Origin of the sequence: Uruburuella testudinis, from assembly GCF_022870865.1 — a bacterium.
GTDB lineage: Bacteria > Pseudomonadota > Gammaproteobacteria > Burkholderiales > Neisseriaceae > Neisseria > Neisseria testudinis.
On sequence record NZ_CP091508.1, the window covers coordinates 736,101 to 753,731 of the forward strand.

At 49.9% G+C, this 17,631-nt stretch carries 18 protein-coding genes and 1 tRNA gene; 15 read left to right on the top strand and 4 right to left on the bottom strand.

From position 1 onward, the window contains the following. Positions 1-209 precede the first annotated feature (209 nt). From ccoN to ccoP, 4 genes are read left to right on the top strand one after another with little or no spacing between them, the layout of a single operon-like run. Positions 210-1,646 carry a cytochrome-c oxidase, cbb3-type subunit I gene (gene ccoN, locus LVJ83_RS03340; protein ID WP_244786299.1) on the top strand — a complete coding sequence of 479 codons (1,437 nt, stop codon included), beginning with the start codon at positions 210-212 and terminating at the stop codon, positions 1,644-1,646. 28 nt (positions 1,647-1,674) lie between these two features. Then, positions 1,675-2,286, top strand: coding sequence for a cytochrome-c oxidase, cbb3-type subunit II (gene ccoO, locus LVJ83_RS03345; protein WP_244786301.1), 612 nt, complete (start codon positions 1,675-1,677; stop codon positions 2,284-2,286). A 4-nt stretch (positions 2,287-2,290) separates the two neighbouring features. After that, positions 2,291-2,494 (top strand): cbb3-type cytochrome oxidase subunit 3, encoded by a 204-nt coding sequence (locus tag LVJ83_RS03350; RefSeq protein WP_244786303.1) that lies wholly within the window; start codon positions 2,291-2,293, stop codon positions 2,492-2,494. Beyond that, complete coding sequence (gene ccoP, locus LVJ83_RS03355; protein WP_244786305.1) at positions 2,494-3,834, top strand: cytochrome-c oxidase, cbb3-type subunit III; 1,341 nt, start codon at positions 2,494-2,496, stop codon at positions 3,832-3,834. The genes LVJ83_RS03350 and ccoP overlap by 1 nt, the downstream gene beginning before the upstream one ends. A 210-nt stretch (positions 3,835-4,044) precedes the next feature. On the opposite strand, the gene LVJ83_RS03360 is transcribed toward ccoP, so the two are convergent. Beyond that, a complete protein-coding gene (locus LVJ83_RS03360) occupies positions 4,045-4,839 on the bottom strand; it encodes a competence/damage-inducible protein A (RefSeq protein ID WP_244786307.1) in 795 nt (264 codons plus the stop codon). Between the two features lie 157 nt (positions 4,840-4,996). Here LVJ83_RS03360 and argG point away from each other — a divergent pair, with 157 nt between their 5' ends. Further along, positions 4,997-6,352: an argininosuccinate synthase gene (argG, locus tag LVJ83_RS03365; RefSeq protein ID WP_244786309.1), complete on the top strand. Its 1,356-nt coding sequence runs from the start codon at positions 4,997-4,999 to the stop codon at positions 6,350-6,352. Positions 6,353-6,794: 442 nt separating this feature from the next. Here argG and LVJ83_RS03370 read toward each other — a convergent pair. The 3 genes from LVJ83_RS03370 to LVJ83_RS03380 form a co-directional block, all read right to left on the bottom strand. Next, a tRNA-Pro gene (locus LVJ83_RS03370) sits at positions 6,795-6,871 on the bottom strand. 230 nt (positions 6,872-7,101) lie between these two features. Then, complete coding sequence (locus LVJ83_RS03375; protein ID WP_244786311.1) at positions 7,102-7,821, bottom strand: SAM-dependent methyltransferase; 720 nt, start codon at positions 7,819-7,821, stop codon at positions 7,102-7,104. A 45-nt stretch (positions 7,822-7,866) separates the two neighbouring features. Then, entirely contained in the window at positions 7,867-8,457 is a 591-nt protein-coding gene (locus LVJ83_RS03380) for a Maf family protein (protein ID WP_244786314.1), read from the bottom strand. 51 nt (positions 8,458-8,508) lie between these two features. On the opposite strand from LVJ83_RS03380, the gene LVJ83_RS03385 reads away from it, so the two are divergent. The 10 genes from LVJ83_RS03385 to fabG all read left to right on the top strand — a co-directional run bounded on the left by LVJ83_RS03385 (position 8,509) and on the right by fabG (position 17,295). Then, on the top strand, positions 8,509-9,012 hold the full coding sequence (locus LVJ83_RS03385) for a YceD family protein (RefSeq protein ID WP_244786316.1): 504 nt from the start codon (positions 8,509-8,511) through the stop codon (positions 9,010-9,012). A gap of 35 nt (positions 9,013-9,047) precedes the next feature. Continuing rightward, positions 9,048-9,227: a 50S ribosomal protein L32 gene (rpmF, locus tag LVJ83_RS03390; protein WP_089035754.1), complete on the top strand. Its 180-nt coding sequence runs from the start codon at positions 9,048-9,050 to the stop codon at positions 9,225-9,227. A gap of 122 nt (positions 9,228-9,349) precedes the next feature. After that, the gene (locus LVJ83_RS03395) at positions 9,350-9,877 is read left to right on the top strand and encodes a phosphoribosyltransferase (protein WP_244786318.1); all 528 of its coding nucleotides are present in this window, start codon (positions 9,350-9,352) and stop codon (positions 9,875-9,877) included. A 289-nt stretch (positions 9,878-10,166) separates the two neighbouring features. Beyond that, on the top strand, positions 10,167-11,231 hold the full coding sequence (gene plsX / locus LVJ83_RS03400; RefSeq protein ID WP_244786320.1) for a phosphate acyltransferase PlsX: 1,065 nt from the start codon (positions 10,167-10,169) through the stop codon (positions 11,229-11,231). A gap of 185 nt (positions 11,232-11,416) precedes the next feature. Then, on the top strand, positions 11,417-12,376 hold the full coding sequence (locus tag LVJ83_RS03405) for a beta-ketoacyl-ACP synthase III (RefSeq protein ID WP_244786322.1): 960 nt from the start codon (positions 11,417-11,419) through the stop codon (positions 12,374-12,376). After that, positions 12,376-12,717: a DUF1294 domain-containing protein gene (locus LVJ83_RS13570; RefSeq protein WP_280515224.1), complete on the top strand. Its 342-nt coding sequence runs from the start codon at positions 12,376-12,378 to the stop codon at positions 12,715-12,717. The genes LVJ83_RS03405 and LVJ83_RS13570 overlap by 1 nt, the downstream gene beginning before the upstream one ends. A gap of 210 nt (positions 12,718-12,927) precedes the next feature. Continuing rightward, positions 12,928-13,857, top strand: a complete 930-nt coding sequence (gene fabD / locus LVJ83_RS03415; RefSeq protein ID WP_244786326.1) for an ACP S-malonyltransferase — start codon at positions 12,928-12,930, stop codon at positions 13,855-13,857. A gap of 76 nt (positions 13,858-13,933) precedes the next feature. Further along, on the top strand, positions 13,934-15,010 hold the full coding sequence (locus tag LVJ83_RS03420; RefSeq protein ID WP_244786328.1) for a glycosyltransferase family 9 protein: 1,077 nt from the start codon (positions 13,934-13,936) through the stop codon (positions 15,008-15,010). 1 nt (position 15,011) lies between these two features. Next, positions 15,012-16,079, top strand: coding sequence for a glycosyltransferase family 9 protein (locus LVJ83_RS03425; protein WP_244786330.1), 1,068 nt, complete (start codon positions 15,012-15,014; stop codon positions 16,077-16,079). A gap of 469 nt (positions 16,080-16,548) precedes the next feature. Then, positions 16,549-17,295: a 3-oxoacyl-ACP reductase FabG gene (gene fabG / locus LVJ83_RS03430; protein WP_244786332.1), complete on the top strand. Its 747-nt coding sequence runs from the start codon at positions 16,549-16,551 to the stop codon at positions 17,293-17,295. Positions 17,296-17,631 lie beyond the last annotated feature (336 nt).

A 17,631-nucleotide genomic window follows, 5' to 3' on the forward strand; every position in this document is an offset into this window, starting at 1 on the left:
TTTTCAAGCCGTAAAATTTACCGTTTTGTGCCGATTTGGCTTGGTGCGGTACCGGTTTTGATTTAGAATACCCCAGTTAAGCTTCCGCTTGGTACGTTTATTTGTTATCGGCGGTGTTAAATTAAGAAAAATCGGGTATATCTTTGGTGTGGTCTGGAAAGCCGAAGCAAACCGATAGGTGTTAATTGCCATGTTTAATGGAGACCCTCATGGAAACGCAAACTTATAACTACAAGGTGGTGCGCCAATTCGCCATCATGACTGTAGTTTGGGGTATTGTGGGTATGCTGGTCGGCGTGATTATCGCCGCCCAATTGTTTGCCCCGTCCCTGGATTTGTCGAATATCGGCCCGTGGTTTCACTTCGGCCGCCTGCGTCCGCTGCATACCAATGCGGTGATTTTCGGATTTGGCGGTAGCGGTTTGTTCGCTACTTCTTACTATGTTGTGCAGCGCACCTGTAATGTACGCCTGTTTGGCGGCAATATCTTACCGGCCATCACCTTTTGGGGTTGGCAGCTGGTGATTGTGCTGGCCGCCATTACCTTGCCTTTGGGCTTTACCAGCGGTAAGGAATATGCCGAGCTGGAATGGCCGATCGATATTTTGATTACCGTTATCTGGGTTGCCTATGCAATAGTGTTTTTCGGCACCATCGCTACCCGCAAAATCAAGCATATCTATGTGGCCAACTGGTTTTACGGCGCGTTTATTCTGGCCGTAGCCCTGCTGCACATCGTTAACAGCCTGGCGATTCCTGCCGGCCCGATGAAGTCCTACTCGCTCTACAGCGGTGCGATTGATGCCATGGTGCAATGGTGGTACGGCCATAATGCCGTGGGCTTTTTCCTTACCGCCGCTTTCTTGGGCATGATGTATTACTTCGTGCCCAAGCAGGCAGGCCGCCCGGTGTATTCTTACCGCTTATCTGTGGTGCACTTCTGGGCGCTGATTTTTACCTACATGTGGGCAGGCCCCCACCATCTGCACTACACCGCGCTGCCCGACTGGACACAGTCTTTGGGCATGGTGTTGTCGCTGATTCTGTTTGCGCCTTCTTGGGGCGGTATGATTAACGGTATCATGACCCTTTCCGGCGCATGGCACAAACTGCGTACCGACCCGATTTTGAAATTCTTGGTGGTATCGCTGTCATTCTACGGTATGTCTACTTTTGAAGGCCCGATGATGTCCATCAAATCGGTGAATGCGCTGAGCCACTATACCGACTGGACGGTAGGCCACGTACATTCCGGCGCTTTGGGCTGGGTGGGCTTCATCACCATCGGTTCTATCTACTATCTGATTCCGCGATTGTGGGGCAAAAAAGAAATGTACAGCACCAAGCTGATTGAAGCGCATTTCTGGATTGCCACCATCGGTGTGGTGCTGTACATCGCCTCTATGTGGATTTCAGGCGTGATGCAAGGTCTGATGTGGGGTGCGCTCAACGATGACGGCACGCTGACTTACTCTTTTGTCGAGTCGGTAAAACAAAGCATGCCCTTCTACATGATTCGTTTTGCAGGCGGCGTATTGTATCTGTCCGGTATGCTTTTGATGGCTTACAACACTTACCGTACCGTAGCCGGTGGCAAAGCTGTGGATGCTGAAATCCCCGTGATTTCACAAACACAACACCATTAAACCTCAGTTAAATATATAGGCTACCAAAATGAAATTACAACAACTAGCTGAAGAAAAAGTCGGGTTTCTGATTGTGTTTACCTTTTTGGTGATCAGCGTCGGCCTGCTGATTGAAGTGGTGCCGCTGTTCTTCACCAAATCGGTAACCGAGCCGGCACCCGGTGTAAAACCTTACAATGCTTTGCAAGTAGCGGGGCGCGATATTTATGTGCGCGAAGGCTGCTACAACTGCCACTCGCAAATGATTCGCCCGTTCCGTGCAGAAACCGAACGTTACGGCCACTATTCTGTGGGCGGCGAGTCAGTGTATGACCGCCCGTTCCAATGGGGTTCGAAACGTACCGGCCCGGATTTAGCGCGTGTCGGCGGCCGCTATTCGGATGAATGGCACCGTATCCATTTGCTGAATCCGCGCGATGTGGTTCCGGAGTCCAACATGCCTTCATTCCCGTGGCTGGCCCGCAACGCCGTGGATGCGGATGCTACCGTGCGCCATATGAAAGCCTTGCGCGCAGTCGGTACGCCTTACAGCGACGAAGAAATCGATAAAGCCCCCCAAGATTTGGCAAACAAATCAGAGCTTGATGCCGTGATTGCTTATCTGCAAGGCTTGGGTCTGGCACTTAAAAACGTAAGGTAACATCATGGACATCAACTGGGTACGCTCATTGTTTACCGTATGGGTATTTGTCAGCTTTGTTTTGGTTTTGTATATCGTGCTCAACCGGCGCAATAAGCAAAATTATAACGATGCAGCCAACAGCATTATGGAAGACAACGACACGCCGTCTGATGACATGCCGTCTGAAGAGTCTGCCCGGTTACCCCGTGATAACGGAGCAAAATAATGAATACCACTTCCCAATTTACCAGTAATTTCTGGAATATATACATTGCCGCCATTGTCGTGCTCAGCTTCATCGGTTTGGCTTGGTTGCTGTTGTCGCAAAACAAAACCAAAATGCCGCCCAAAGGTGAAGATGTCAAAACCATGGGTCACTCATGGGACGGCATTGAAGAATACAACAACCCGCTGCCGCGCTGGTGGTTTTATCTCTTCGTGCTGACTATGATATTCAGTGCGGCTTACCTGTTTTTATATCCTGGTTTGGGCGATTACAAAGGTTATCTGAATTGGACCAGCCAAAACCAATATGAAAAAGAAGTGCAAAAGGCAGACGAGCAATACGGCCAGATTTATGCCAAATTCGCCAATATGCCGATTGAGCAGGTGGCGCAAGACCCGCAAGCGCAGCGCATCGGCAAAAACCTGTTTGATACTTACTGTATCCAGTGTCACGGTTCGGATGCCAAAGGCTCTAAAGGCTTCCCGAATCTGACCGACCACGATTGGCTGTGGGGCGGTGAACCTGACAAAATTCAAGAAACCATTGCCAAAGGCCGTATTGCCGTTATGGCGCCATGGGGGCCGGTATTGGGTGAGGAGCGTGTGAAGGATGTGGCCAACTATGTGATGTCATTGTCCAAACCCGCAGGCCAATATGATGCGGAACGTGCAGCCCGCGGCGAAGCGCTGTTTCATGGCGGCCCGGCAAACTGCTTTACCTGCCACGGCGATAAGGGGCAGGGTATTCAGGGATTGGGTCCCAATCTGACTGATGACGTATGGTTGTGGGGCGGTACGCAGAAAGCCATCATCGAAACCATCACCAACGGCCGCCACAATCAAATGCCGGCATGGGATAATTTCCTTGATAAAAACAAACTGCACATCATGACTGCGTATGTTTGGGGTTTGTCTAACAAAGACGGCAAAGCACCTGCTCCGGCTCAAGCTGCCCAACCTGCCGCCGTGCCGGCTTCTCAGGCTTCGGCACCCGCCGCAGTTGAGGACAGTGCCCGTGTTAGCGTGGATAATGGCGTGGCCAAGTTTTATTTCGCTACCGGTAAAAACGATGTGGCTGCCGATGCCGCCCAAGTGGCTGCTGATTTGGTGGCTGCCGGTAAAGAAGGTAAAAAACTGGTAGTAAGCGGCTTTGCGGACAGCACAGGTGATGCCGCCGCCAACGAAGCGCTTTCCAAACAGCGTGCCGAGGCTGTGCAAGCATTTTTAGAAGCACAAAGTGTCGCTGCCGATAATATCGAATTGCGCAAACCGGAAAATATCACCGGTGCACAAGGCGATGCAGTAGAGGGTCGTCGAGTGGAAGTGGCTGTTGAAGGTTGATAGAGCGCCGATATAAAAAGCCATGCCGATAAGCCGGCATGGCTTTTTTATTGCAGAAAATCAGCGTTGTTGATGCAGTCTAAAAAGCTGAAGATGTGGTTATATAGCCCAATAGGCCGATTTGGCCAAACCTCAGGCCGTCTGAAAACGTTCAGACGGCCTGAAGTTTGGCAGTTTTCTTTTTAGACACAGGTGTTTAAAAGGGCAAGATTATTTCATTAATACCAAGCGCCCGCCGGCAGCCTGTAATTGTTGCAATGCTTCTTCCCATGCCGCATCAATGTGGGCACAGGCCGCTCCTTCTGCTTTCAGGCCGAATTCCACGCGTGCAAGGCTGATGCGGCCGTCGTCATCCATGCCGCCTTCGGTCGGCAGGCTGTAGCTGTGTATGCCGGGATAGCGCTTTTCAATTGCCTCCATAACAGGGGCAATATGTGATTCCGGCAGATCAAAAAGCCAAATGGCGCGGTGGCTGCGGGGTGTTTGGTGGAATAGGGCGGCATAATATGTATTCAATACCCATTCCGCCATCGGGTGCGCCATAATCGGAAAGCCGGGCAGAAAATAATGTTCACAAATAGAAAAACCGGCGATGCCGTTATACGCATTGGGAATCAAATCGGCACCTGCCGGAAATTCTGCCATGCGCAAACGTTGGCGGTGGGCGGATGAGTCGAATGTGTCGCCGCGTTGGCGGGAAACTGCTTCTATATTGGCAATGCCTTCGGGGTGAAGTTGCAATGGCAGGTTTAATGCTTGCGCGGCTGCTTGGCGGGTGTGGTCATCGGGTGTGGCACCGATGCCGCCGGTTACAAAAGTCGGCAGGCCGTCTGAAAAACTGCGTTGCAATTGCGCAACCAGCAACGGGCGGTCGTCGGGCAAATATTGCACCAGGCCGAGTTGCAGGCCGTATTGCGCCAACAGCGATTTGAAAAATGCAAAATGCTTGTCTTGCCGGCTGCCGTGTAAAATCTCATCGCCGATAATGATTAAATGAAAAGACATACGTTGGCTTTCTTAAACGATAAGCGAGGTGTGGCAATGCCACGTGAAAATCAGCCAAAGGCTGGACTAATCAGCCGATTCATACAATAATAAACCCATTTTAACCATTTTGGTCCGGCTGCCGTTTGGGGCGCCGTCAAACACAGGACTTTATCGCATGAGCAACCAAAATCATACTATTTTACAAAATCTGCCGATAGGCGAAAAAGTGGGCATTGCTTTTTCAGGCGGCCTCGATACTTCTGCTGCATTATTGTGGATGAAACTTAAAGGCGCATTGCCGTATGCATATACGGCCAATCTTGGCCAGCCCGATGAAGATGATTACTCTGCCATCCCGAAAAAAGCCAAAGAATACGGCGCAATTGAAGCCCGTTTGGTCGATTGCCGCAGTCAATTGGCACATGAAGGCATTGCCGCCATTCAGTGCGGCGCATTTCATGTATCTACCGGCGGCATCACCTATTTCAATACCACTCCGCTCGGACGTGCTGTAACCGGCACCATGTTGGTGGCTGCGATGAAAGAAGATGATGTCAATATCTGGGGCGACGGTTCGACCTATAAAGGCAACGATATCGAACGCTTTTACCGTTACGGCCTGATTACCAACCCCAATCTGCGTATCTACAAACCTTGGCTCGACCAAACCTTTATCGATGAGTTGGGCGGCCGCCAAGAGATGAGCGAATTCTTGATTGCCAACGGCTTCGACTACAAAATGTCGGTCGAAAAAGCCTATTCCACCGATTCCAATATGCTGGGCGCCACCCACGAAGCCAAAGATTTGGAATTTCTGAACAGCGGCATCAAAATTGTGAAACCGATTATGGGTGTGGCATTTTGGGATGAAAGTGTAGAAGTGAAGCCCGAAGAAGTGAGCGTGCGCTTTGAAGAGGGTGTGCCGGTGGCGCTGAACGGCGAAGAATATGCCGACCCGGTGGCGCTGTTTCTCGAAGCCAACCGTATCGGCGGCCGCCACGGCCTCGGTATGAGCGATCAGATCGAAAATCGTATCATTGAAGCCAAATCGCGCGGCATTTATGAAGCCCCGGGCATGGCCTTGCTGCACATTGCCTATGAGCGCTTGGTAACCGGTATCCACAATGAAGACACCATCGAACAATACCGCATTAACGGCCTGCGCCTGGGTCGTCTGCTGTATCAAGGCCGTTGGTTTGATTCGCAGGCACTGATGCTGCGCGAAACCGCCCAACGCTGGGTAGCGCGCGCGATTACCGGCGAAGTAACGCTGGAGTTACGTCGCGGTAACGATTATTCGTTGTTGAATACTGAATCGCCCAATCTTACCTACGCGCCCGAGCGCTTGAGCATGGAAAAGGTTGATAACGCCGCCTTTACCCCGGCCGATCGCATCGGCCAGCTGACCATGCGCAATCTTGATATTACCGATACCCGCGCCAAATTGGGCATCTACACCCAAACAGGCTTGCTGCAACTGGGCGAGGGCTCGGTATTGCCGCAACTGGGTAATACCGAAGCGAAAAAATAAGGCTGAAAAATAAGGCCGTCTGAAATATAAAACGGAGCCGGAATGGCTCCGTTTTTTGTTTTATGAATGTTTGGATTCAGGGGTTGATTTAGGGTTAATATTTATTCACAAAAATAACCTAACGGCGTTGGCTCGCCACTTTAGTTAACTTATTTTTGTGAATGGGTGCCAGTCAGCTATTTTATGGTTATTCAACTGAATCATCTTGCTCTGTTGCCAGCCCTGTTCTCTTCAAACTGAGGTTGCGCCAACGCAGGTTTTGAATGGATATGAAGCATTAGAGTATATTCCTAACCATTCAATTTACGGGTGTATTTTGCCTCTGAAAATGTATCGGATATGCTTTTGGCGTAAAAAAGATAATATATGAATGGTTAGGACATCTTAGGCCGTCTGAACGTAAATCAGCCTGCTTTGATGATTCAAAGCAGGCTGAAATATTTGGTCGGAATGAGAGGATTCGAACCTCCGACCCCTTCGTCCCGAACGAAGTGCGCTACCGGGCTGCGCTACATTCCGAATAAGCTGTGCATTATAGAGGGTGATTTTTGTTTTGGCAAGCTTAAATCGGTATGTTGATTTATCTTGCTGATTTTAAATGCTTCTATTCGTAATTCGGTAATTTTTTCATACCGATTTTATCTTCGGATATGTTGTATTTGCTGTATTTTATCGGATATCTGTATTTCATGAGTGCTAAATTCGTACAAACTACTGTGGCATCGCCTAATTTGAGGCCGTCTGAAGTTTCAGACGGCATGCAATACAAAAATCGTCGGGCGTTTTTTTAAATCAGGCAAAGCAGGCCGTTGGTGCCAATCGGCGATGGTGGCGCTGATAATGGTTTGGGTGGGCAAGGTCAAATCACAAGCGATACACAGGCGGGTGGCGGGGTGGAGGGTGGCGAGGGCATCGGCCAGCATGGCATCGTTGCGGTAAGGGGTTTCAATAAACAGTTGGGTTTCGTTGTGTTGGCGCGAGCGTTGTTCCAAGCTTTTCAAGGCGGCGGGGCGCTCGGTTTTATCGGCGGGCAGATAGCCTTTAAAGGCAAAATTTTGCCCGTTGGCACCTGAGGCCATTAAAGCCAACAGCAGGCTGGAGGGGCCGATGAGAGGGTGTATTTTGAAGTGATGGCGGTGGGCGAGGGCGACCAGGTCGGCACCGGGGTCGGCCACTGCCGGGCAGCCTGCTTCACTGAGCAGACCCATATTGCGGCCTTGTTGCAGCGGTTGCAGCAGCGCCGGCAGGGTTTTGGCATCGGTGTGTTCATTTAAGGTTTGCAGGTTCAGCTCACGGATGGGAGTGGTGATGCCTAAGTGTTTTAAGTGGGCGCGGGCGGTTTTTTCGGCTTCTACCACAAAATCGGTCAGGCCGGTAATCAGGGCTTGCTCGTGCGGCAGCAGGCAGGGGGTGTCGGGCGTGCCCAGCGGTGTAGGTATGAGATAAAGTGTGGGGGTGTTGGTTGTCATCATTGCTCTGAAATAAAATGAGGCCGTCTGAAAAACTTATGATACTTATAATACAGGCATGCCTTCTGCCTGTAAAAAATCCACCAGTTTGAATATCGGCAGACCGATCAGGGCATTGGGATCGCTGCTGTCGATGCGTTGCAGTAAAGCTGCGCCCAGCCCTTCGCTTTTGGCTGCGCCGGCGCAGTATATCGCATCAGGCTCACGTTCGAGATAGCGGCTGATTTGCCGGGATGACAAGGCGCGCATGGTAACTGTGGTGGTGTCGGTATGGGTGTGCAGCCGGCCCGATGCAGTATTGAGAAGGCACAGGGCGCTGTAAAAGGTGAGCGTTTTGCCTGAGAGCGCTGCCAGCATATGTTGCGCATTTGCCACGCTCATCGGTTTGCCCAGCTGTTGTCCGTTGCACCATGCGACTTGGTCTGCACCGATAATCAATGCTTGCGGAAAAGCAGCGGCCAGAGATTGCGCTTTGCCCACGGCCAGCCTTAATGCGGTATCGGCTGCGGACTCTCCTGTGCGGGCGGTTTCGTCGAAATCAGGTTTGGCTATTTCAAAAATCAGCCCGAGCGTGCGCAATTGCTGTTGGCGGAAAACCGAGCTTGAGCCTAAAATAAGCGGGAGTTTTGTATTCATGTGTGTAAAAGCATTGACGTTAAGCTTCTGAAATTATATCATACCCCGTTTATGTTAGACCCTAATTTGATTGACCCCGAAGTGTTCGCCGCCGAAGGGCGCTGTTTGCAAGGCAAATGGGCGCTGAATCAGCTTGACGGGCGCGTTTGGTTGCACGAGTATTTGGCAGATAAGCAGGCTGAGGTGTCGTTTGTGCTGAAAGGCGGGCGGGATCGTTGGCAGCGTTTGTATTTGGATTTGAGCGTGAAAGGCGATGTGCCGCTGTTTTGCCAGCGCTGTGTCAAGCCCATGCCGTTTGCGTTTGATGAAAGCAGCCGTATTGTGCTGTTTGCTGATGATGAGGGTTTGGATGAAGCCATGCTTTCCGATGATGAATTGGAAGGGATGCTGCTCCAAAAAGCATTAGATGTGCGTACGTTGGTAGAAGACCAAATCCTGATGGCAATACCGTTTTCGCCGCGGCATGAGGATTGCGGCAATGATGCATTGGCCGAAGTCAATCAAGATAAACCCAATCCTTTTGCCGTATTGGCAGGGCTGAAAAACAGCCGCTAACCAGTTTTGTATTTTTATATTTTTAGGAGCTTGAAATGGCCGTTCAACAAAACAAAAAATCTCCCTCTAAACGCGGTATGCACCGTTCGCACGATGCGCTGACTGCACCGGCGCTGTCGGTTGACGGCAACACCGGTGAAGTGCACCGCCCGCACCACATTTCGCCCAACGGCATGTACCGTGGCCGTAAAGTGGTGAAAGCCAAAGGCGAATAATCCACTTCTGCCTTTATGAAAGATGAAAGCCAGACGATTGCCCTGAAACCGCAATTACTGGCTTTTTTGCGTTAAACAATCTGCGGTTCGCGCTGTTTGAACCGGTTGCGGTAGTGAAAATCATGACAACAAAAATCTGGTATACCTACGACGATATCCATCGGGTGATTAAAACCCTGGCCGAAAAAATCAAGGCGGCAGACGTGCAATACGATGCCATGATTGCCATCGGCGGCGGCGGCTTTATTCCGGCGCGTATCCTGCGCTGTTTTTTGGATATTCCGATTTATGCCGTTACCACTGCTTATTATGATAGCGATGACGCAGGCAAAACCACCGATGAAGTTAAAAAAATCCAATGGCTCGACCCCATGCCGGAAACCTTGCGCGGTAAAAACGTTTTGGTAGTGGATGAGGTGGATGACAGCAGGGTTACTTTGTCGTTTGTGTTGAATGAGCTGGCGAAAGAAGATTTTAATACCATCGGTATAGCTGTGCTGCACGAAAAGCTGAAAGCCAAAGCGGGCGAACTGCCGGATGGTATGCCGTATTTCAGCGGTATCACTGTGGAAGATTGGTGGATTAACTACCCTTGGGATGCCGATGATATTGATGAACACAACCGCTTGGCTGTTGAGGGTGCCCGATAGCATCGGGATGCACGGGTTGCTATGATTCATAGCAGCTTTCGGTATACGCCCCGGTCTGCCGTGTCGGGAAACTGTTGCCGCATGATTTTGTCTTGCATGTGTGTCTTACATGTGAAAATAGCTGTGAAAGTGACAAGTTAACAGCTTTTGGTGTGTCATGATGTTTCAGACGGCCTGTTTTTCGGTAAGGCCGGTTTGTCGTGTTTTAAAGCAATACCCCGAATAATGATTCCGCACGGTCTGCTTGATTAAACGGCCGTCTGAAAGCGGAAAATTGGAGCAACATTTAATGATTACATTGGCCGTAGATGCCATGGGCGGTGACACCGGCCTGGCGGTAACCGTGCCCGGCGCCGTTGCCTTTTTAAAGCAGCAGCCTAATGCCCGCCTGATTATGGTGGGCGAGCCACAATCTCTGCATACAGCGCTTGCCGCCGCGAATGCGCCGATGGCGCGTATTGAAATCCAGCCGGCAAGCGAAGTGGTGGAAATGGACGAAGCGCCGCAATCGGCTTTGAAAAACAAAAAAGATTCATCCATGCGTGTGGCCATCAACCAAGTGAAAGAAGGTAAGGCGCAGGCTGCGGTTTCTGCGGGCAATACCGGCGCATTGATGGCTATTGCACGCTTTGTGCTAAAAACCATTCCGGGCATCGAGCGGCCCGCCATCGCCAAATTTCTGCCGGCTTCTTCGGGTAAAACCACATTAATGCTGGATTTGGGTGCCAATGTTGATTGTACGGCCGAGCAATTGGTGCAGTTTGCCGTTATCGGCAGCGAGCTGGTGCAGGCCCTGCATCCTGAAAAGGGCAGCCCGCGCGTGGGTTTACTTAATGTGGGCACGGAAGACATTAAAGGCACCGATACCATCAAGCAAACCTTTAATCTGCTGAGCGGCAGCAATCTCAATTTTGTCGGCAATATTGAAGGCAATGTGATTTTCAGCGGCGAGGTTGATGTGGTGGTGGCCGACGGATTTGTGGGCAATATCGTCTTAAAAACCATTGAAGGCGCAGTGAAATTTATGGGCGGCGCGATTAAGCAGGAATTTCAGGCCAACCTGTTTACCAAGGCCGCGGCAGTAATGGCCATGCCTGCTTTGAAAGGCCTTAAAACCAAGCTGGATCCGCGCCGTTTTAACGGTGCCATTTTCCTCGGTTTGCGCGGGGTGGTGGTGAAAAGCCACGGCGGCACCGATGCGGCCGGTTTTTATTATGCGCTTGAAGAGGCTTATTATGAAGCGCGTGCCGACAGCCTGGCTAAAATCGAGCAGGGTGTGGCGGCGCAGCTGGCGGTATTGGCCGATAAAAAGCTGGAAACCAAACAAGAACCGGCAGTCGATAATATCGTATAAAACAGGGTAGAAAATATATTTTCAGACGGCATCAAAATGCCGTCTGCAAGCAAAATCATATGGCAATAGTCATGTTGTGGTAATGAAAAAACGCGTAATCTGCCCGATTTAACGTTGGGGGAAGCCGGGGATTGCCTTACAATAAACCCCTTTAACATAAAACAGATAACCCGAAGGCGATGCCCATGCAGTATGCCAAAATTCTCGGTACCGGCAGCTATCTGCCTGCCAACCGTGTCAGCAATGACGATCTTGCGAAAAAAGTAGATACTTCCGATGAATGGATTACCACCCGCACCGGAATCAAATTCCGCCATATCGCCGATGATGATGAAAAAACCAGCGATTTGGCCGTAGCCGCCGCCCGCCGCGCCTTGGATGATGCCGGGCTTGGCGCCGATGAAATCGATTTGATTATCGTGGCCACCGCCACACCCGATATGCAGTTCCCTTCCACCGCTTCTATCGTGCAGCACAAGCTGGGCGTCGCAGGCTGCCCGGCTTTTGATGTGGCTGCTGTTTGTGCCGGCTTTATGTATGCCCTCAATACCGCCCATGCCTATATTAAAAGCGGTATGGCTGCAAAGGCGTTGGTGATCGGTGCAGAAACATTCAGCCGTATTCTCGACTGGAACGACCGCAGCACTTGCGTGTTGTTTGGTGATGGTGCCGGAGCGGTGGTGTTGGGGGCTTCGGAAGAGCCGGGCATTATCGCCGGCAAGCTTCAGGCCGACGGCGCCTACCTGCCGCTGTTGAAAGTGCCTGCACACATGGCAGGCGGCCAAATATGCGGCAATCCCTATGTAGAAATGGATGGCCCCGGTGTGTTTAAATTTGCCGTAAAAACGCTGGCAAAAGTGGCTGAAGAAGTGATTGCCGAGGCGGGCATGAGTGCTGCCGATATTGATTGGATTGTGCCGCATCAGGCCAACAAGCGTATTATCGAATCCACCGCCAAACATTTGGGCTTGAGCATGGATAAAGTGATTCTTACCGTGGCCGAACATGCCAACACTTCCGCCGCATCCATTCCGCTGGCCCTTGATGCCGGTATACGCAACGGCCAAATCCGGCGTGGGCAGACCTTGCTGCTGGAGGGCATCGGTGGCGGTTTTGCCTGGGGCGCGGTGTTGATGAAATATTAATGCGCCGGGCGGGTATCATTACGGCTGCCGTATATCTGCCGTTGGTGGCTGTTTGTTCTGTAAAACTTGCGGCTTTTTATGGGGTGGTGAGCGCCTTGTTGTTTTGCCTCTATGGCTTTGATAAGGCCGCCGCCATGAGCAATGGAAAGGGTGGGCGCAAACATCGGATTGCCGAAAAAAGCCTGCATGTTGTTGCGCTGGCCGGCGGTTGGCCGGGGGCGCAGTTGGGGCGGTTGGTGTTCCGCCACAAAACCGTTAAAGCCAGCTTTATACACCGTTTTTGGCTGATGGCGGCTCTGAATGTAGCCATTACTTTCGGAATGCTATACTATAACAGATAAGCTTGAGCCCGATCACAGCCATGACTGCCGCTGTATGTGGTGTATAGGGTGTGCTGAATCATTTGATTTACGGGTTGTTTAACGCAAAAATATGATGATATATGAATGGTCAGGACACCCTGGCATGCACTAAACCGGATAACCTGATAATGCAGCCTGAAACCGGGCTGCTGTTTCTTTTTAGCGCTTTTTGAGCAGAGGAGTGATGTGATGAATTTTGCCTTTTTCTTCCCCGGCCAAGGCTCGCAGAGCCTCGGTATGATGAACGGTTTTGCAGATCAGGCCGTGGTGAAAGCTACGTTTGACGAAGCCTCTGCTGCACTCGGCCAGGATTTATGGGCCATGATTAATGGTGAAGATGCCGCGCCGATTAATGAAACCGTTAATACCCAGCCTTTGATGCTGGCGGCGGGCATCGCCACTTACCGTGCCTATCTCGAAGCAGGCGGCCAAGCCCCTGCCGTAGTGGCCGGCCACAGCTTGGGTGAGTATACCGCGCTGGTAGCTGCCGAAGCGCTGAAATTTGAAGATGCCGTCAAACTCGTGCGCCTGCGTGCCGAATTGATGCAAAGCGCCGTGCCGCAAGGCATGGGTGCGATGGCGGCTGTTTTGGGGTTGGAAGACGGCCAAGTGCAAGCCATCTGCGTCGAAGCCGCGCAAGGTGAAGTGGTGGAAGCCGTAAACTTCAATTCGCCCGGTCAAGTGGTGATTGCCGGAAATGTTGCAGCCGTTGAACGCGCCATGGCTGCTGCGAAAGAAACCGGGGCCAAACGCGCGCTGCTGCTGCCTGTGTCTGTGCCTTCACATTGCAGCCTGATGAAGCCTGCCGCTGAAAAATTGGCTGAAACTTTGCAAAATATAGAGATTAAACCGCCGCAAATCCGCGTTATCCACAATGCCGATGTGGCCGCCTACAGCGATGCGGACAAAATCAAAGATGCCCTGGTGCGCCAGCTTTACAGCCCCGTGCGTTGGACTGAAACTGTGAATGCGCTGGTTGAGGAAGGCATTACCGAATCTGCCGAATGCGGCCCGGGTAAAGTGCTGGCCGGGTTGGCCAAACGTATCAATAAAGCAGCCGTATGCACCGCACTTACCAATGCCGAACAAGTGGCGGCATTTATTGAAGCCGAAGGGTAATCGTTTTTTTTGCAGATGGTTGGGGAGGGCTAGTGTCGTCTGCAAAATATTTAATTGAATAATATATAAAACAGATATGAAATTATCTAAAAAATTAGTCATTCGCTATTTCGGGCATAAAAAAATATGCCACGATTTTGATTTCAGGAATGTTAAATCTATTCTTATACGGCCGGTGGGCGATGCAGTGGGAGATGCTGTTGCCCATATTGCTTATATCCGCCAATTAAAAGCCATTTATCCGGGGGTTCGCATCGGCGTGATTGTCACCGACCGCAATCATGATATTTATGCCTATAGTCATGAGGTTGATGAATTAATTAAAGATAAAACAATAGATTATTTGAAGCAGCGGGGAAAATGGCAGCTTTTTTTGGATTTTTACTGTTATTTTAACAGTCGGCATATTATGGCAGACCGCTTGCTAAAGCCTGAAGCTGTTATGATTTTTAATAAAATCAATAAGGCTTATTACACAACCGAAAATGTGTTGAATTATGATTTTCACTGCCCGATGGTGGAGGGAAACCATATTGTTGATGCGCTGAAAACTTCCAAAATCGCCGAATATTTTGAAATTCCTCCTGGCCGGTTTTTCTTACAAGTTGTCGAAGCCCAGTCAGAGCAGGCCAAAGATTTTTGGCAGCAAGGAAAAATACGGGTATTGCTTGCGCCGCAAGGCAGTATTTGTGACCGTCAAATACCTCCTCAAGAATTGGCACAATTGCTGAACCGTTGTGATTCCGAAAGCATAGAAACAGCGCAGTTTTTATTGTGTAATGCGCGTAACAGCGAAGCCTATTTGGCAGAACTCAAGCAATATTGCCGGGTGGATATTGAAGTAAATTTGGTTCCGAAAACCACCTTACATCAATATTTGCAATTGGTGGCATCGTCTGATGTGGTTGTGTGTATTGACAGTGGAACAGTACATGTTGCTTGTGCTTTCAACCGGCCTTTATTGGCTTTTTATGCGAATTTCCCGTCTAATTTTAGGTTGTGGCATCCCTTGCCGAATAAAGGTGTCCCTCATCTTACTGTGATTTCCGGGTTGGCAGAAGAATCTAAGCGTACCAGTGATTTTCCTTTGAATGAAGCAGTGGTTTGGCTGAGTGAACAAATCGGCCTATGTAACAAGAGGAAGAGGTGTTGAGATGCTGCTGTTAAAGAAAATGCTTGCCCATTTGTTTGGCCGGAAAAAACCCAATTTATCGTTTGATTTCGGAACAGTAGATTCGGTATTAATCAGGCCTATGGGGCATTTGGTGGGTGATAGTGTGGCGCATATTGCCTATATCCGCCAATTAAAAACGCTATATCCCGGCTGCCGTATCGGGGTGCTGGTAAACCGACGCAGCCGTCCGATTTATGAATGTTGCCCTTTGGTTGATGTATTGATTGAAGATACTTTTGCCCAATGTTTGCGTCAGTATAAAAAATGGCAGCTTTATCTTGATTTTTATGAAACGTACAACAGTCGGCACATTGTCAAAACAGCCATATTGGCGCCGCATGTGAATATTATTTTTCAAAAAGCCGACAAAGCCTATTATTCTCCTGCCAATGTACGTAATTATGACTTTCATTGCCCTCCTGAAGCCGAGGCTAAAATGGTTTCATGGTTGGAAACGTCGGTGTTGGCAAAAAAATGCAAATTGCCTAAGCCAGATGTCAGTTTGAGCCCTTGTGACAAGCATTTGGCTGAAGCGGCGAAAATGTGGCCTGTTGGAAAATGCCGTATTTTGTTGGCGCCCCAAGGCAGTGTGGCGGAACGGCAGGTTTCTCCGCAGGAGTTGGCCGGGCTGTTGAACAATATCGATAAAAGCTTGTTAATACACAGCAGCTTTTTATTGGGTCACACATCAAATAGTGCAGATTATTTAGAAGTGCTGCGGAAAGCCTGTGATGCAGATGTGGATATCCGATTATCACCGCCTACGGATTTGGCCCAATATTTAGGTTTGGTAGCTTCAGCCGATATTGTGGTGTGTGTTGATAGCGGTACAGTGCATTTGGCTTGTGCTTTCAGACGGCCTTTGTTAAGTTTTTTTGCTAATGACTTGGCCAATATTCAAAAATGGCAACCGCAAACAGCCGATGGCATACCCTCACTTATGGTTGTGTCACAGTTGCAACCCAGCAAGACTACGGCCGATTTTCCGATGCAGAAAGCCGTTTTGTGGCTGAACCAACAAATTGCGCTCAATCAGCCGGCGGTATAGAGTGTAACGGTAATAGTAAAAGCAATTGATAATATTAGGGAAAATAACCAACTGTGTTTCTGAATACTAGGGTGTCCTGACAATTCGTTTGTAGAGGAATTTTTGTTCCTGAAAATTCAGGTGCAAGGCAAAAACGCAGCAAGATTGGATATCTTGCGAGGCTTTTTAACACAGCAGATGCGCTTTCAGGGGCAAAATACACGCGTAAATCGAATGGTTAGGGACACCCTAAGCAGATAGGCCCGTGTTATCGCTGTGAAACTTAATAATAAATAATAGAGGCGGCGGGTCGAAAACAGTACGCATATACGTACGGCAAGAAGAGGCACCAAGTAGGATTATTTGATTTGGCGGCTTATCCGGCTGTCTTCGATCTGCCGCCCCGGCAGCTTATTTTGAATTGGCATCACATGCCCACTTGTGATATAAGGCCGTCTGAATAAATACTTTAACGAAAAGGATCAGGTTTATGAGTTCGCAAGACTTAAACGGTAAAATCGCTTTGGTAACCGGCGCTTCACGCGGCATCGGTGCCGCGATTGCAGATACGCTGGCGGCGGCGGGGGCGAAAGTGATCGGCACGGCCACTTCCGAGGGTGGTGCAGCGGCGATTGGCGAAAGGCTGGCGCAGTGGGGCGGCGAAGGGCGTGTATTGGATTCTGCTGCCGAGGGCAGTATCGAAGCGCTGATCGGCGAGATTGAAAAAGCCGACGGCAAGCTGGATATTTTGGTGAACAATGCCGGCATCACCCGCGACAATCTGCTGATGCGGATGAAAGAAGAGGAGTGGGACGACATCATGCAGGTTAATCTGAAATCTGTGTTCCGTGCCTCTAAAGCGGTATTGCGCGGTATGATGAAGCAGCGTGCCGGCCGCATCATCAACATCACTTCGGTTGTTGGTGTGATGGGTAATGCCGGTCAGGCCAATTATGCGGCGGCGAAGGCCGGCTTGATTGGTTTTTCCAAATCGATGGCACGTGAAGTGGGCAGCCGCGGCATTACAGTCAACTGTGTGGCACCGGGCTTTATTGATACCGACATGACCCGTGCGCTGCCGGAAGCGCAACGTGCATTATTTGAAGCGCAAACTTCACTCGGCCGTTTCGGCGAGGCGCAGGATATTGCTGATGCGGTGTTGTTTCTTGCCAGTGATCAGGCGAAATATATTACTGGGCAAACGTTGCATGTGAACGGCGGTATGTTGATGCCTTAACAGCATGTGTTTATGAAGAAGCCGTCTGAAAAATATTTTTCAGACGGCCTTTTTATTTCAGGCAATAGCATAGATAATAAAAAGCAAGGCATTAATATATTATGGATTCGGCAATTTTAATTCTAAAAATCTTTTATTGATTTCTTTTTAAAAACAATCAGATTGATTTGAAAAATGCAGTGATTCAATTGCCGTTTCTCTAACTGCTTAAAAGATTTCACACCCATTCGGAAAAATCATCCAACTGTGTTGGCTCGCTTGAGTTCAGGACAGGCTGGTTTCGCTAAGGCGTTGGCGCGCCAAGTTAATCAGCCCCATACGGGTTGTACTGTCTTC